This is a genomic window from Burkholderia pseudomultivorans, assembly GCF_902499075.1.
Lineage (GTDB): Bacteria > Pseudomonadota > Gammaproteobacteria > Burkholderiales > Burkholderiaceae > Burkholderia > Burkholderia pseudomultivorans.
Genome location: NZ_CABVPP010000020.1, coordinates 53,114 through 67,413, shown reverse-complemented (window position 1 = coordinate 67,413; position 14,300 = coordinate 53,114). Strand labels below are relative to the sequence as shown.

General features: G+C 67.3%; 12 protein-coding genes. 8 read left to right on the top strand and 4 right to left on the bottom strand.

Annotated features, from left to right (window positions below):
- The first annotated feature begins 394 nt into the window (after positions 1 to 394).
- Together BST28156_RS15760 and BST28156_RS15755 are read left to right on the top strand one after the other, a co-directional pair.
- On the top strand, positions 395 to 895 hold the full coding sequence (locus BST28156_RS15760; RefSeq protein ID WP_174902675.1) for a GNAT family N-acetyltransferase: 501 nt from the start codon (positions 395 to 397) through the stop codon (positions 893 to 895).
- A 148-nt stretch (positions 896 to 1,043) separates the two neighbouring features.
- Complete coding sequence (locus tag BST28156_RS15755; RefSeq protein ID WP_174902674.1) at positions 1,044 to 2,636, top strand: thioredoxin family protein; 1,593 nt, start codon at positions 1,044 to 1,046, stop codon at positions 2,634 to 2,636.
- Positions 2,637 to 2,660: 24 nt separating this feature from the next.
- Here BST28156_RS15755 and BST28156_RS15750 read toward each other — a convergent pair whose 3' ends face one another.
- Both BST28156_RS15750 and BST28156_RS15745 read right to left on the bottom strand, forming a co-directional pair.
- Positions 2,661 to 2,912, bottom strand: a complete 252-nt coding sequence (locus tag BST28156_RS15750; protein WP_174902673.1) for a DUF4148 domain-containing protein — start codon at positions 2,910 to 2,912, stop codon at positions 2,661 to 2,663.
- Positions 2,913 to 3,136: 224 nt separating this feature from the next.
- Complete coding sequence (locus BST28156_RS15745; protein WP_060240561.1) at positions 3,137 to 4,540, bottom strand: GntP family permease; 1,404 nt, start codon at positions 4,538 to 4,540, stop codon at positions 3,137 to 3,139.
- A gap of 316 nt (positions 4,541 to 4,856) precedes the next feature.
- On the opposite strand from BST28156_RS15745, the gene BST28156_RS15740 reads away from it, so the two are divergent.
- From BST28156_RS15740 to BST28156_RS15720, 5 genes are all read left to right on the top strand, one after another.
- The gene (locus BST28156_RS15740; protein WP_174902672.1) at positions 4,857 to 6,317 is read left to right on the top strand and encodes a sigma-54 interaction domain-containing protein; all 1,461 of its coding nucleotides are present in this window, start codon (positions 4,857 to 4,859) and stop codon (positions 6,315 to 6,317) included.
- Between the two features lie 124 nt (positions 6,318 to 6,441).
- Positions 6,442 to 6,969 (top strand): BON domain-containing protein, encoded by a 528-nt coding sequence (locus tag BST28156_RS15735; protein WP_174902671.1) that lies wholly within the window; start codon positions 6,442 to 6,444, stop codon positions 6,967 to 6,969.
- Positions 6,970 to 7,030: 61 nt separating this feature from the next.
- Positions 7,031 to 7,315 (top strand): hypothetical protein, encoded by a 285-nt coding sequence (locus BST28156_RS15730; protein WP_174902670.1) that lies wholly within the window; start codon positions 7,031 to 7,033, stop codon positions 7,313 to 7,315.
- Between the two features lie 133 nt (positions 7,316 to 7,448).
- Complete coding sequence (locus BST28156_RS15725; RefSeq protein WP_060240565.1) at positions 7,449 to 7,742, top strand: H-NS histone family protein; 294 nt, start codon at positions 7,449 to 7,451, stop codon at positions 7,740 to 7,742.
- 550 nt (positions 7,743 to 8,292) lie between these two features.
- Entirely contained in the window at positions 8,293 to 10,650 is a 2,358-nt protein-coding gene (locus BST28156_RS15720) for a bifunctional acetate--CoA ligase family protein/GNAT family N-acetyltransferase (protein WP_174902669.1), read from the top strand.
- 545 nt (positions 10,651 to 11,195) lie between these two features.
- Here the strand turns inward: BST28156_RS15720 and BST28156_RS15715 are convergent.
- Complete coding sequence (locus BST28156_RS15715) at positions 11,196 to 11,747, bottom strand: hypothetical protein (protein ID WP_060240567.1); 552 nt, start codon at positions 11,745 to 11,747, stop codon at positions 11,196 to 11,198.
- A 192-nt stretch (positions 11,748 to 11,939) separates the two neighbouring features.
- Positions 11,940 to 12,761, bottom strand: coding sequence for an IclR family transcriptional regulator (locus BST28156_RS15710; protein WP_174902668.1), 822 nt, complete (start codon positions 12,759 to 12,761; stop codon positions 11,940 to 11,942).
- 648 nt (positions 12,762 to 13,409) lie between these two features.
- On the opposite strand from BST28156_RS15710, the gene BST28156_RS15705 reads away from it, so the two are divergent.
- Complete coding sequence (locus BST28156_RS15705; RefSeq protein ID WP_060240569.1) at positions 13,410 to 14,258, top strand: ureidoglycolate lyase; 849 nt, start codon at positions 13,410 to 13,412, stop codon at positions 14,256 to 14,258.
- Positions 14,259 to 14,300 lie beyond the last annotated feature (42 nt).

Genomic DNA, 14,300 nt, shown 5'->3' with positions numbered 1-14,300 from the left:
GCCGGCCCGGCGCATGCCGGGCAGGGCGGCGCCCAGTCTAGGGAGCCGACGTGACGTCGACGTGATGGAGAAATGACATCGCATGTCGTTCGCGTGACGTTGTGTGCGCAACGAATCGCGTGCGGGTGAATGGCGGGTGGAAGTGGCGAGGAATTACCGATCTCCATGAGATGGTCGGTAAAAAATGTCGATCCGCATGAGAGGAATTCTGCATTGCGTCGTTGCGGGCACAACCGAATCGCAGAAGATGGTCCTGTTACGCCGGACGGCATCGACATGCCGAGCGAACACGTGACGACCGTGTTGCATTCGCATGAAACCGGATATGCTCGATGGCATGCGGTACGCGCACCGCATGCCCTTAAAAAAACGATACCCTGGACGCTACCCCGTCATGACCGACATCACGATCCGACACAGCGACGCGCACGACGTCGACGCGATCCGCAAGATCTCCGCGCAGCCCGCGGTCTACATGAACACGCTGCAGCATCCGTTCCCGTCGTTCGAGAAATGGCAGCAGCGGCTCGATCGCATTCGCGAACAGGGCGTGAGCCTCGTCGCCGAAATCGACGGTGCGGTGGTCGGCCATCTCGCCCTGCATACCGAACCGAATCCGCGCCGCCGTCATGCGGCGGGGCTCGGCATGATGGTCGACGCGTCGCATCACGGGCGCGGCATCGGCAGCCGCCTGCTCGCGGCTGCGATCGACCTTGCCGAGAACTGGCTGAACGTCACGCGTGTCGAGCTGACCGTGTTCGTCGACAACCGCGCGGCGATCGCGCTCTACGAAAAGCACGGCTTCCGGATCGAAGGCGAAGCGCCGGACTATGCGCTGCGCGACGGCGTATATGCGTCCGTGTATCACATGGCGCGACTCAGGCCGCGGCCGTGACGACGCGCGGCCGATGCCTGATATTCATTCGAGAATTCGTTCGTTTTCAATCGGCCGCCTGCATCGTATCGTCGAGCGATTTGCCGGCCGTCGCGACAGGCGCGCGGCGCGCCTTCCCGCCATCGTCTTTTCAACGGAACCCGCTTCGATGAAAACCGTTCTCCGGAATCTGACCGCCGCCTGCCTGTTCGCCGCGTCGGGTGCGGCTTTTGCCACCGCCGCGCCGCAAGGCGTCGCAGCGAGCCCGTCGCCGCAGCGCGCCCATCTGCCGCCCGGCATCGCATGGCAGCAGGGCGACGTCGACGACGCCTTCGCGCTCGCGAAGCGCACCGGCAAGCCGTTGCTGCTGTACTGGGGCGCGGTGTGGTGCCCGTCGTGCAACCAGGTGAAGTCGACGATCTTCAGCCAGCAGGCATTCAAGACGCGCTCGTCGTTGTTCGTGCCCGTGTATCTCGACGGCGACACCGAGAGCGCGCAGAAGCTCGGCGAGCGCTTCAAGGTGCACGGCTATCCGACGATGATCCTGTTCCGTCCCGACGGCACCGAGGTCACGCGGCTGCCGGGCGAGGCCGATCTCGACCGCTACATGCAGGCGCTGTCGCTGGGCATGACCGCCGCGCATCCGGTGCGGCAGACGCTTGCGAGCGCGCTGAAGGATGGCGCATCGCTGACGCCAGACGAATGGCGCCTGCTGGCCGACTACTCGTGGGATACCGACGGTGCGCTGCCGGTGCCGGCCGATCGCGTCGCGCAGACCTTGCAGACGCTGTCGCAGCGTGCGCGGGCAGCCGGCGCGAAGGCCGAGGCGGCGCGCTTCGCGCTGAAGGCGGCCGTGGCCGCCGCATCGGACGATCCGCCTCAGGCCGGCGCGCTCGACAAGTCGGCGCTCGCCGACGCATGGCGAACGGTGTTGGCCGATCGTGCGCTGTCGCGGGCCGATTCCGACGTGCTGGTGGTGGCGCCGGCGCGCGTCGTCGCGTATCTCGGCGGCAGCGATGCGCAGCGCGCGAAGCTGCGCGGCGCATACGACGCAGCACTCGCGCGGCTGTCGACCGATGCGACGCTGTCGTCGATCGATCGTCTGATGGCATTGCACGGGCGCGTGCTGCTCGCGCGCGGCGAGGCGCGCACCGGCGCGCCGCTCGATGCGCCGGCGCTCGTCGATACCGTGCGCCGACAGATCGCCGCGTCGGTGCAGGGCGCGGCGAATCCGTACGAGCGGCAGGCGCTCGTCAGCGAGGGCGCGGATACGTTGACCGATGCCGGGCTGTTCGACGAGTCGGATGCGCTGCTGAAAGCCGAACTGCCGCGCTCGTCGACGCCGTACTACTTCATGTCCGGGCTGGCCGCGAACGCGAAGGCGCGCGGCGACAACGCGGCGGCGCTCGACTGGTACCGGAAGGCGTATGACACGGCGACGGGCCCGGCGACGAAGCTGCGCTGGGGCGCGACCTATTTCGCGAACGCGGTGCAGCTGGCGCCCGACGACTCGGCGCGGATCGAGGGGATTGCCGCGAGCGTGCTCGCACAGGCCGGCAAGACGCGGGATGCGTTCTACGGTGCGAACCTGCGTGCGCTGACCAAGGTCGTCGCGCAGCTGAACCGCTGGCGCAGCGGCGGCGCGCACGATGCGGCGGTCAGGACGGTCGTCCGGCAGTTCGACGAGGTATGCGGGAAGCTGCCCGCGGGCGACCCGCAGGCAGCGGCGTGTGCGAAGCTGATTCAGCCGGTGAAGGCGTGACGGCCGGCGTGGCCGTGCGCAGGATCAGCGGCCCGATTCCGACGACGCGTCGCGCGCGCTGCCGTATCCGGCGCCGTTCTGCTGCGCGATCTTCGCTTCGGCCGACTTGATGCTGGCCGGATAGAACCAGTCGCTCGGCTGGAAGCCGGCTTGCTTCAGTGCCTTGACTTCGGCACGGACCTGCGCGCGCGTCAGCGGCTGGTTCGACTGCGCATGGGCGACGACCGGGCCGGTGACGGCCAGGGCAAGGGCAACCGCTTGTATCAGGCGCTTCATGATCGGGACCTCCAGGTTTCCGGTGAATCGGCCGCGCTTCGTGTGACGAATGCGTCGAGCGACGTTGAAACCAGTGTAGGCCGGGCCGGCCGCCTGAAAAATGCGCCGGCGACCAATGCAGTGTTTTGCTGCGGACAACAATGACGGTGGAGCGAGCGGGGTCGAATGGCGGGGCGGGGCGGCGCGGCGCGGGCGGCATGCGAAACGCCGCCCGTCGCGAGCGCTTACACGAGCCCCGTCATGTAATACACGGCGATCACGAAGAACACCGCGAGCGTCTTGATGACGGTCACCGCGAAGATGTCGCGATACGACTCGCGGTGCGTGAGGCCCGTGACCGCGAGCAGCGTGATCACCGCGCCGTTGTGCGGCAGCGTGTCCATGCCGCCGCTCGCCATCGCGACGACACGGTGCAGCACGTCCATCGGGATGTTGGCCGCCTGCGCGCCCTTGATGAACACGTCCGACATCGCGGCGAGCGCGATGCTCATGCCGCCCGACGCCGAGCCGGTGATGCCCGCGAGCGAGCTGACCGACACCGCGGCGTTGACGAGCGGGTTCGGGATGCTCTTCAGCGCGTCGCCGACGACGAGAAAGCCCGGCAGTGCAGCGATCACGCCGCCGAAGCCGTATTCCGACGCGGTGTTCATCGCGGCGAGCAGCGCGCCGCCGACGGCCGCCTTCGAGCCGGCCGCGAAGCGTTCGCTGACGCGCCTGAACGCGGTCAGCACGACCAGCACGATGCCGAGCAGCAGCGCGGCCTCGACCGACCAGATCGCGACGACGGTCTTGATCGACGTCGTCACCGGCGTGTGCACGCCGGGCAGCACGTCCGGCGCGACCGTATAGGACGCGGCGCCGTACCACTGCGGGATCAGCTTCGTGAACGCGAAGTTCGACACGCCGACCAGGATCAGCGGCAGGATCGCGAGCGCGGGATTCGGCAGCGATTGCGCTTCGACGCGTTCCGGCTCGTTGACGAGCGACGAGCCGTAGCCTTCGCCCTTCGCCATCGCGGCACGGCGACGCCATTCGAGATAGCTCAGACCGACAACGATGATGAACAGCGAGCCGATCGTGCCGAGCGCGGGCGCGGCCCACGCGGTCGTCTTGAAGAACGTGGTCGGGATGATGTTCTGGATCTGCGGCGTGCCGGGCAGCGAATCCATCGTGAACGAGAACGCGCCGAGTGCGATCGCGCCGGGCATCAGCCGCTTCGGAATGTTGCTCTGGCGATAGAGTTCGGCCGCGAACGGATAGACCGCGAACACGACGACGAACAGCGACACGCCGCCATAGGTGAGCAGCGCGCACACCGCGACGATCACCGCATTCGCGCGCGAGCGGCCGATATAGCGGATCGCTGCATGGACGATCGACTCGGAGAAGCCGGACAGTTCGATCACCTTGCCGAACACCGCGCCGAGCATGAACACCGGGAAATACAGTTTGACGAAGCCGACCATCTTCTCCATGAAGATGCCGGAGAAGACCGGCGCGACGGCGGCCGGATCGGTCAACAGCACCGCGCCGAGCGCGGCGATCGGCGCGAACAGGATCACGCTGTAGCCGCGATACGCGGCGAACATCAGGAACGCCAGCGCGGCGAGGACGATCACGAAAGACAAGGGAAGTCTCCTAATGGCTCTGGTTGTTGTTCGGTCGTGCGGCGCGCCGCGGACCGGCTCAGGTTCTGCAGGTTTCGTGCCACCGGCCGCATTGCGCCGCCGGACGCGGGTCCGCCGGCGGCCGGCGGGCCCGCGCCGGCCAATGTCTGAGGATTCTACATAAAATGTCTCCATCCGGAGACGATCCTGACCGTCCGGCCGATCGGCGGAATGGGCAGGGTGTTCCCGGACAAGGCGTTGCGGCGTGTCTCCGGAATGAGATAATTCGTCCCGTTCTGGAGACAAGCGGCCAAGCATACGCGGAGACGACGACACGATGATGAACGACTGGGTGCGCCTGCCCGTCAACTACGGCGATGTGCTGCGACGCGCCGCCGAGTCGCTGTTCCGGACGTTCGAGGATTCGAGCGCGGGCACCGTGGTCGTCGATCGCGACGCGCGCGTCGTGTGGATGAACGAGCGCTATGCGGCGCGCTTCGGCTTCGCCGATCCGCAGCAGGCGGTCGGCCTCGACTGCGAGGCCGTGATTCCGAACAGCCTGATGCGCGAAGTCGTGTCGACCGGGCAGCCGATCCTGCTCGACATCATGGAGACGGGCCGCGAACCGCTCGTCGTCACGCGCCTGCCGCTGAAGAATGAGGCGGGCGAGACGGTCGGCGCGATCGGCTTCGCGCTGTTCGACCAGTTGAAGACGCTCACGCCGATCTTTTCGCGCTACGCACAGCTTCAGCAGCAGCTGATCGCGACGCAGCGTTCGCTCGCGCAGGCGCGCCGCGCGAAATACACGTTCGCGAGTTTCGTCGGCACGAGTGCCGCGAGCCTCGAAACCAAGCGTCAGGCGCGCCGTGCCGCGCAGGTCGATTCGCCGGTGCTGCTGCTCGGCGAGACGGGCACCGGCAAGGAACTGCTCGCGCATGCGATCCATGCGGCGTCGGCGCGCGCGCTGCAGCCGCTCGTGACCGTCAACGTCGCCGCGATTCCCGATACGCTGCTCGAAACCGAATTCTTCGGCGCGGCGCCGGGCGCGTATACAGGCGCCGACCGCAAGGGCCGCGTCGGCAAGTTCGAACTGGCCGATCGCGGCACGCTGTTTCTCGACGAGATCGGCGACATGCCGCTGCCGCTGCAGGGCAAGCTGCTGCGCGTGCTGCAGGACAAGGAGTTCGAGCCGGTCGGCTCGAACCGCATCGTGCGCGCGGATGTGCGGATCATCGCCGCGACGTCGGCCGATCTGCCGGCGCTCGTGGCGGCCGGACGTTTTCGCGCCGATCTCTATTACCGGCTGAATGTGCTGACGATTCATGCGCCGCCGCTGCGCGAACGGGCGTCCGACATCGCCGCGCTCGTCTACGCGACGCTCGAGGAGCTGGCCGCCCAGCACGGACGCGCCGCGCACTGCGAACTGACCGACGATGCACTGCGCATGCTGTGCGCGTATCCGTGGCCGGGCAACGTGCGCGAGCTGCGCAATACGCTCGAGCGCGCACTGATGTTGTCCGACCGCTCGGTGATCGATGCGCGCGCGCTCGCGCCGTTTCTCGGTCCGGTGCGCATGCAGCAGGACGGTGCGTCGCTGGTGCGACCGGCTGCCGCGCCGCCGGCCGACGGCGGCGCGCGCGGCGTCTCGTACGCCGACGCGTTGGCGGCATGGGAGCGCCAGTTCCTGACCGACGCGCTGGCTGCATGCGACGGCCGCGTGGTGGACGCGGCCGCGCGCATCGGTATCGGCCGCGCGACGCTTTACAAGAAACTGGCGGCGCTGGGCATCGACCGGTAAGCCGTTCCGGTTTTGCACGGGATCTGTCCAGACGCCGGCACGCGAGCCGTCCGGCGTCCGGTCGGCCATACAACATGGGTCGGCGCAAGCGCGCGTGCGTGAACGCCGGCCGACAGGAGACGACATGAAGCGAATCGGCATGGCGGCATGCGCGGCGCTCGCGCTGGCGAGTTCGGCGTTCGCGCAGTCGGGCGATGCCGACGCGCCGACGGCGCGCCGCAACTGGTACAACGATCCGTTCGTCGCGTTGTCGCGGGACGTGGCCGAATGCCCGCTGCCGCTCGGCCCGTGGATGACCCGCGCCGAAATGTCGGACGATGCGCATTACCGCGCCGAACGCGGGACCACCTGCTGGCTCGCGCACCGCTGCACGAAGCCGAATTCCTACATGTATGACGCACCGATCGCGGAAGCCGCGAAGGCGCATTTCGCCGGTTCCGACCGGCTGCGCGGCACGAGCCTGTGGATCACCGTGCAGCGGCGCTTCATCTATGTCGAAGGATGCGCGGATGCGGCGCTCGACCGACAGGCCCTGCAACGGGAATTCGAAGCGCTGCCCGACGTCGAGCAGGTGTTCATTCGCATCACCGACGATCCGCGCCGGAGCTTGCCGTACAAGACGCGCGGACAACCCGACCGGTCGCCGAACTGAACATCGGGGGACGACGCATGGCATACTCGCGACATTTAAAAAAAGGTTGACGGAAAGAACAATGAAACACATGCTTGCGTCGGTCTGTCGGCGGCCCGGAAGGCTGCTGCGTCGGGCCGGATTATTGGCCCTGATCGCGGGGCTCGGCGGTTGCGGCGGCAGTGCGCCGCTGTTTACTTCGGACGGGCGCCCGACCACGCAGGTGCAATGTACGGGCGACTCGTGGGGCAACTGCATGGACAACGCCCGCGCGATCTGCAACGGCGAGTACGACGTGCTTCAGCAGTCCACCGACGGCGGCGTGCGGAGTCTGCTGTTCGCGTGCAGGAAGAAAAGCGGCTATTGATCCGTGAGTGGCGGACGGGGGACGTGCCCGTTTGGGACATGCCTGTCAGGGACATGCCCGTCAGGGACAGCGCTTTTCTATTTGCGTGGCGTTGGCTATTTTTCTTGAATAACCCTCACGGAATCCCATCGATATGGCGACCTACCGGCAACTGTCCGTGCAACTCGAAAGGCTTCAGCAAAAGATCGACAAGGAACGCGAAAAGGCGATTGCCGACGCAATCGCCGAGATCCGCGCAAAAATCGAGGAATTCGACATCACGCCGGAAGAGCTCGGTTTCCGTCCGCTCGGCGCCGCCGCCGCGAAACCGAAGCGCCCGTTGCCGCCGAAATATCGCAATCCGAAGACGGGCGAAACATGGAGCGGCCGCGGGCGCGCGCCGGCCTGGCTCGGCAAGAACCGAACGCGTTTCCTGATCAAGGACTGACTCCCGAAAATCCTCACCTTTGGTGCGTGGATAGACGGTGCGATTGGCCAGATGGCCATCGCACCGTTTTGTTTTGATGCGGCCGCCATGCGATTCCGTTTCGCGAATCGTCGTGCGACAGCACGCAATTAACGGATCGCCTTTCGCGAATTCGCTGCGATTCGACTGCTTGTCGCGGCGATTTTCGGTAAACACGCCTGCAATTGCGTATGGCCCGCGCATTCGCATCGGCGAATTTCGCGGTGCATGCGCGGCGAAAGTTTTCATCACCGCTTGCCGATTGGCGTGTCGTTGCACGCCGGTCCCGAACATTCTCACCATTGCTCCTGTAAATCCTCACCTTTGGTTTGCACGGCGCGGATCGTCGTGCTCGCGTCGTGCATGGATGGCCCGGGAATGATGCGGGTGTTGACGGCCGCCGAATAGCTGGCCGTTCGGCATATAGGCAGCCGCAGGCCGTTCGCCTATGCTTGGAGTTCGCGTCGCCCGGCGCGCGGCCCCCATGGTCGCGTGTCGGCCGGATCGTCTTTCATAACCGTGTGGAGCCGATGTGACCGTTCGCCATCTCGATGCGTTGTTCCAGCCCAGGTCCGTTGCGGTCGTCGGTGCGTCGTCGCGTGAAGGCAGCATCGGCGCGATGGTGTGGTCGCGCGTGCTCGACGGTGCGTTCCAGGGGCCCGTCTGGCCCGTCAATCCGAAGCACCGCGAGCTGAACGGACATACCGTGGTGGCCGACGTCGACCGGCTGCCCGCGCCGCCGTCGGTTGCCGTGATCTGCACGCGGCCGGCGACATGGGCCGGCATCGTGCGCAAGCTCGGCGAACTCGGCACGCGTGTCGCGATCATCGTCGGCGAGGCGCGCACCGATGCCGATCGCGCCGCGCTCGATCGCACGCTCAAGGCCGCGAAGCCGTTCGTGCTCCGTATCGTCGGGCCGGGCAGCCTCGGCGTGTTGTCGCCTGCGCGTCACGCGCATTTCGGCGCACCGGCGTATACGGCACGCTCGGGCGGCGTCGCGTGGGTATCGCAATCGAATGCGCTGACGAACGCGGTGCTCGGCTGGGCCGGCGCGCGCGGGCTCGGCTTTTCGCACGTCGTCGCACTCGGCAGCGAGGCCGACGTCGATGCGGGCGATGTGATCGACTATCTGGCGAGCGATCCCGGCACGCGCGCGATCCTGCTCGAACTCGATTCGGTGCGCGCCGCGCGCAAGTTCATGTCGGCCGCGCGCGCGGCGGCGCGTAACAAGCCGGTGCTCGCGTTGCGCACCGGGCGCGCGGATCCCGGCGATGCGCTCTATACGGCGGCGTTCCAGCGTGCGGGGATGGTGCGCGTCGATGCGCTCGACGATCTGCTCGACGAGATCGAGACGCTCGGCGTCGGCCGCGTCGCGGCGCGCGGCGCGGCGACGCTCGTGACGAGCGATGCGGGCGTTGCGAAACTCGCTGTCGATGCCGTCGCCGAAGTGCGCGACGTGCTGTCCGCGTGGCCGCCGGCCGCAACGGCTGCCGTGTCGGCCGCGTTGCCGCATCTCGAGGCACCCGGCAATCCGCTGACGCTCGGCGACGATGCGCGCCCCGAGCATTTCGCCGCGGCGATCAAGGCGCTGGCGCCGTTCCCGCAGACGGGCACGTTGTTCGTCGTGCATTCGACTTCGCACAGCGCGCCGGCCGAACGGGTTGCACGCACGCTGATCGACGCGCGGCAGCATGCGCATCGCGGAATCCTCGCGTGTTTCTTCGGCGCGGTCGATGCGGCGACGCGCGATGCGCTGCACGCGAACGGCATTCCGGTGCATACGACGCCGCAGCGGCTTGCGCGCGCCTATGCGCGTCTGGTCGACTACAACCTCGGGCGGCAACTGCTGATGCAGACGCCGGAGGGCACGCCGCCGCAGCCGGCCGCATGCGTCGCATCCGCGCAGGCCGACGCGCGCCGGATGCTCGAAGCCGGGCAGCACGAACTCGCCGGCGACGCCGCGCTGCAATGGCTGTCCCATTTCGGTCTGCACGGCGCGACGGCCGACGAGCAGGCGGGCGCGAGGATCGTCGACGTGACGGTCGACATGTACGACGATTCGAATTTCGGTCCGGTGTTTCGTTATGCGGTGCCGTCGGCGGACGGCGTCTCGGCGCCGTTCGTCGTCTACGGCTTGCCGCCGATGAATACGGTGCTCGCGCGTGCGGTGATGGCGCGCTCGCCCTATGCGCGCCGTGCGCCGGTCGAGCCGACGCTCGATGCGCTGACCGCGTTGTCGCAGGTCGTGTGCGACGTGCGCGAGGTCGTCGCGATGTCGGTCACGCTGCGCGTGTTGCCCGACCGCGCGCGGCTGATCGCGCCGCGCATCACGCTCGCCGCGGGGCGCAGCCGGCTCGCGATCATGCCGTATCCGCGTCATCTCGAACAGACGCTCGACTGGCGCGGCGAGACGGTGACGATTCGTCCGATCCGCCCGGAAGACGAGGCCGCACACAACGAACTGCTCGCGGCGATGACGCCGGAGGACCTGCGCATGCGCTTCTTCGGCGCGGTGCGCAGCTTCGATCATTCGCAGGTCGCGCGCATGACGCAGATCGACTACGACCGCGAAATGGCCTTCATCGTCGAGGTGACCGATGCATCGGGCCGGTCGCACACGCTCGCGGTCGCGCGTGCGGTTTCCGATCCCGACAACGAGACCGCGGAATTCGCGATCGCCGTGCGGCCGGACCAGAAGGGCAAGGGGCTCGGCCGGCTGATGATGACGCGCATCATCGACTACGCGCGCTCGCGCGGCACCGCATGGATGGTCGGCGAGGCGCTGCGCGAGAACGCGCCGATGATCTCGCTGGCGAAGTCGTGCGGGTTCGAGGTGTCGGCGACGGAGGAGCCGGGCGTCGTCGGCTTCAGGATGAAGTTGCAGCCGTAGAGCAGGTCGCGCGGATATACGGCGCTATTGGCTAGTCACCGGTTTCCGGCTGCGCCGGTCGCCGTGCACGTTCGGCCCGCGTTTCGCAGCCCGTCGATGCGTGTTCGCGATCGCATCCCACCGCTGCCATACCGAAATACCGCGCAGCGACCGGAAAGGTGAGATTTTTCGGGAGCGGCGAGTGAGCGCTTACGGGAGCCCGAAGGTGAGCCAATACGGGAACGCCCGGTGAGCCTCTTCGGGAACCGCCGGTGAGCCTTTCCGGGACACGTCGGTGAGGGCCTGCGGGAGGGCGTGGTGAGACTGTTCGGGATACACCGGTGAGTGTCTGCGGGAGGCGCCGGTGAGGACATCCGGGAAGACTTCGGTGAGTGTCTCCGGGATCGTTCGGTGAGCTTTTACGGGAGCAAAGGTGAGCACTCACTAAACGCGAAGGTGAGTGTTTGCGGGAGTGTGCGGGCGTCCGCATCCCGCAAGCGCGGGCGCCGGCGTGGCCGGCGTTTTGCGCGCCGCGGGCCCGGCACGAACCGTGCCCGCGGCGGGGTTCAGGCAGCGAGTTTTGCTGCCGCGTCGTTCACCTGGTCGCGCGAAATCGCGAGTTCGTCGAGATGCGCATCGGCATAGACTGCGCCCGTTTCGCGCTCGAGGCGGGCGATCGTCAACGCACAGCGCGCGGTGTCCTTCGGCATCGCGATGAAGCGTTTGACCGACTCGCCGGACGTGAACGCGTCGAACAGCGCGCCGCGCACGTCGTCCGGCAGCGTCTTGGTCCACTGGTACGGCTTGCCGTTGAACGTGATCGACGGCGGCAGCGTGCGTTCCTTCTTGGTTGCCGTGATGAGCCCGTAGGTGCGGGCCGCGTCGCCGATCTGCTCGGGCGAGAACAGCTCGTCGGGCGTGATGTCGAACTGCTCGATGTAGTCCTCGATCGCCCGCATCGCGGCGGCACGATCGTCACGCTTTTTCTGCGCGCGCGCGACGATATCGCGCAGTTCGTCCGCTTCTTCGGGCGTGATCGTGAAGCTTGCCTGCTTCTGCTGAAGTTCGGAGAAACGCTGGAATTCTTGATCGTTCAGAAGTTTGGCCATGACATCCATCGGATACGGCGGCCGCAACCGCGGGCCGCCGTAGTTTTTGAGAGGGCCGTCATTCTAGCGTAGCGCGCCCGTGCGTAGCCGCGCGCGGTTGCGACGATCCGGCGCCGCGCGTCGAACGGGCGATACGCCGGTGCCGGACGCAGCTTCGCGTGGTCGCGCCCGGCTCCGGCGGGCGCGTCGTGTACGGCCGCGTCAGCAGGCCTCGGCGCGGTACATCGACAGATGGCCGGCCGTATCGCGCAAGCGCTCGACGACCGCATCGATGGACGGCGCCGCGTGCGCGTCGATACGGCGCATGTACGGGCAGGTCAGCACCGCGATCGCATGCCCGGACGGCCCGAGCAGCGGCACGCTCAGATCGGTGACGCCGTACGCCTGCCGGCTGTCCTGGCGCAGGAAACCGGTCTGCCGGATCGACTGGCACGCATGCGCGAGTTCCTGCTCGTTCAGCGCCGCTTCGCCCTTGACCTTGCGATGCTCGGCCAGCATGTGCGCGCGCTGCTCGGCGCTCTGGAACGACAGCATCATGCGCCCCGACGCCGTGTCGGCGAGCCCGACGCGCGCGCCGATCCGGACCGACACGCCCCACGAGCCGGGCCCGTCGACCTGCGCGATCACGAGCAGGCTGCCGCGATCGTAGACGGTCAGGTGGCACGATTGCTCGGCGGCGTCGGCGAAGCGCTGCATCGGCGGCAGCGCTTCGGCGATCAGCCGGTTCATCGGTGGATGGCGGTGTGCGAGCGTGAACAGCTTGAGGCTGAGCGTATAGCGGTCGCCGCCGGGCGAGCGCATCACGTAGCGGCGCGCAACCAGGCGTTCGAGCATCCGGTAGATTTCGCTCGCGTTGCGGCCGAGTTCCTTCGTGATTTCGGTACGGGTGAGTCCTTCCTTCTGTTCCGACAGCAGCTCGAGAATGTCGAGCCCCTTGTCGAGCGCGGGCGCGCGATAGCGATCGATTGTTCCCATCGATTCCCGTGCGTCGCTACCGGGAAGCAGGTCGTTGGTCGTTTGCATTGATATTGGTATGAGGTTCGAGAATTACCATCGATCGGTGGCGACGTACGCGACGAACTGCAGCACCCACGGCTCGAAGGCAATGAACGCAATTCGTTCGAGCTTAACAACAAACCAGCAGTGTGCAATGCCGCGTCTTTTTACCGATCGTTACCGGACAAGAACGGATCAGGGGTCGATCCCGATGACAGGGTCGGCCCGAATATCCGTTATTCCGCATGTCGAAGATGCGACAAGGTGAAAAGTGAGCCGCAGACGCGCTGTCCGGCCGCTTCACCGTTATGTCCGGATGCCCCAATAGTCGGTATGCGTCGTGCGTCATTTCACGGCGCGCGGCCGATGGTAAAAAGAGTCGCGGGCCAGCGACGGCGCGGCCGCGCACGGAGGCCGGCCGTTGCAGGCGGGAGCGTGGCGCGGCGTGCGCGCCGTCGTCGCCGATGCGCAGACCGGCGGCCGCCCGACCGACGCGCGCCGCACTGTCGTGCGGCGCCGCGATCGCTGCGCCCGCGCGAATCTTGCGCGTCGAGCGGCAAGCCGGATGCAGTGCCGGCGGGCGCCATCGACGATCGACGATCAGTCCGGCCGCGCGGCTGCGGTCCGCCGCGCCGGCCGGTATCCTGTCACATTCGACTACAGAGGTTGAGCACGATGAAACTGCTTCGCTATGGCCCGCCCGGCCAGGAAAAGCCCGGCATTCTCGACGCGGACGGACGGATTCGCGACTTGTCCGCACAGGTGCCGGATCTGGCCGGCGACGTATTGTCGGACGAGGGTCTTGCGCGGCTGCGCGCGATCGATCCGGCGACGCTGCCGCTGGTGCCGGGCGAGCCGCGTATCGGCGCATGCGTCGGGCGCGTCGGCAAATTTATCGGCATCGGTCTGAACTATGCCGATCACGCGGCCGAAGCCGGCATGCCGGTGCCGAAGGAGCCGGTCGTGTTCGGCAAATGGACGAGTTCGATCTGCGGCCCGAACGACGGCATCGACATCCCGAAGGGATCGGTCAAGACGGACTGGGAAGTCGAGCTCGGCGTCGTGATCGGCGCGCCGTGCAAGGACGTCGACGAGGCACGCGCACTCGACTATGTCGCCGGCTACTGCGTCGTCAACGACGTGTCCGAACGCGAGTGGCAGATCGAGCGCGGCGGCCAGTGGGACAAGGGCAAGGGCTTCGACACGTTCGGCCCGATCGGCCCGTGGCTCGTCACGCGCGACGAGGTGCCCGATCCGCAGCGTCTCGATTTGTGGCTCGACGTCGACGGCCATCGCTATCAGAACGGCAACACGCGCACGATGGTGTTCACCGTCGCGCAACTGATCGCGTATCTGTCGCGCTGCATGAGCCTGCAGCCGGGCGACGTAATCACGACCGGCACGCCGCCGGGCGTCGGGATGGGCATCAAGCCGGCGCCGGTGTTCCTGAAGGCCGGCCAGACGGTGCGCCTCGGCATCGAAGGCCTCGGCGAGCAACTGCAGCACACGCGCGGCGCGCAGTAAGCGCCGGTGCGACGCGCAACCGGTTGCGGGCGCAACCGGTCT

What these genes read in the sequence shown, in the direction of transcription:
- BST28156_RS15760 (WP_174902675.1), top strand. Translation starts at nt 395, where the DNA reads ATGACCGACATCACGATCCGACACAGCGACGCGCACGACGTCGACGCG.
- BST28156_RS15755 (WP_174902674.1), top strand. Translation starts at nt 1,044, where the DNA reads ATGAAAACCGTTCTCCGGAATCTGACCGCCGCCTGCCTGTTCGCCGCG.
- BST28156_RS15750 (WP_174902673.1), bottom strand. Translation starts at nt 2,912, where the DNA reads ATGAAGCGCCTGATACAAGCGGTTGCCCTTGCCCTGGCCGTCACCGGC.
- BST28156_RS15740 (WP_174902672.1), top strand. Translation starts at nt 4,857, where the DNA reads ATGATGAACGACTGGGTGCGCCTGCCCGTCAACTACGGCGATGTGCTG.
- BST28156_RS15735 (WP_174902671.1), top strand. Translation starts at nt 6,442, where the DNA reads ATGAAGCGAATCGGCATGGCGGCATGCGCGGCGCTCGCGCTGGCGAGT.
- BST28156_RS15730 (WP_174902670.1), top strand. Translation starts at nt 7,031, where the DNA reads ATGAAACACATGCTTGCGTCGGTCTGTCGGCGGCCCGGAAGGCTGCTG.
- BST28156_RS15725 (WP_060240565.1), top strand. Translation starts at nt 7,449, where the DNA reads ATGGCGACCTACCGGCAACTGTCCGTGCAACTCGAAAGGCTTCAGCAA.
- BST28156_RS15715 (WP_060240567.1), bottom strand. Translation starts at nt 11,747, where the DNA reads ATGGATGTCATGGCCAAACTTCTGAACGATCAAGAATTCCAGCGTTTC.
- BST28156_RS15710 (WP_174902668.1), bottom strand. Translation starts at nt 12,761, where the DNA reads ATGCAAACGACCAACGACCTGCTTCCCGGTAGCGACGCACGGGAATCG.
- BST28156_RS15705 (WP_060240569.1), top strand. Translation starts at nt 13,410, where the DNA reads ATGAAACTGCTTCGCTATGGCCCGCCCGGCCAGGAAAAGCCCGGCATT.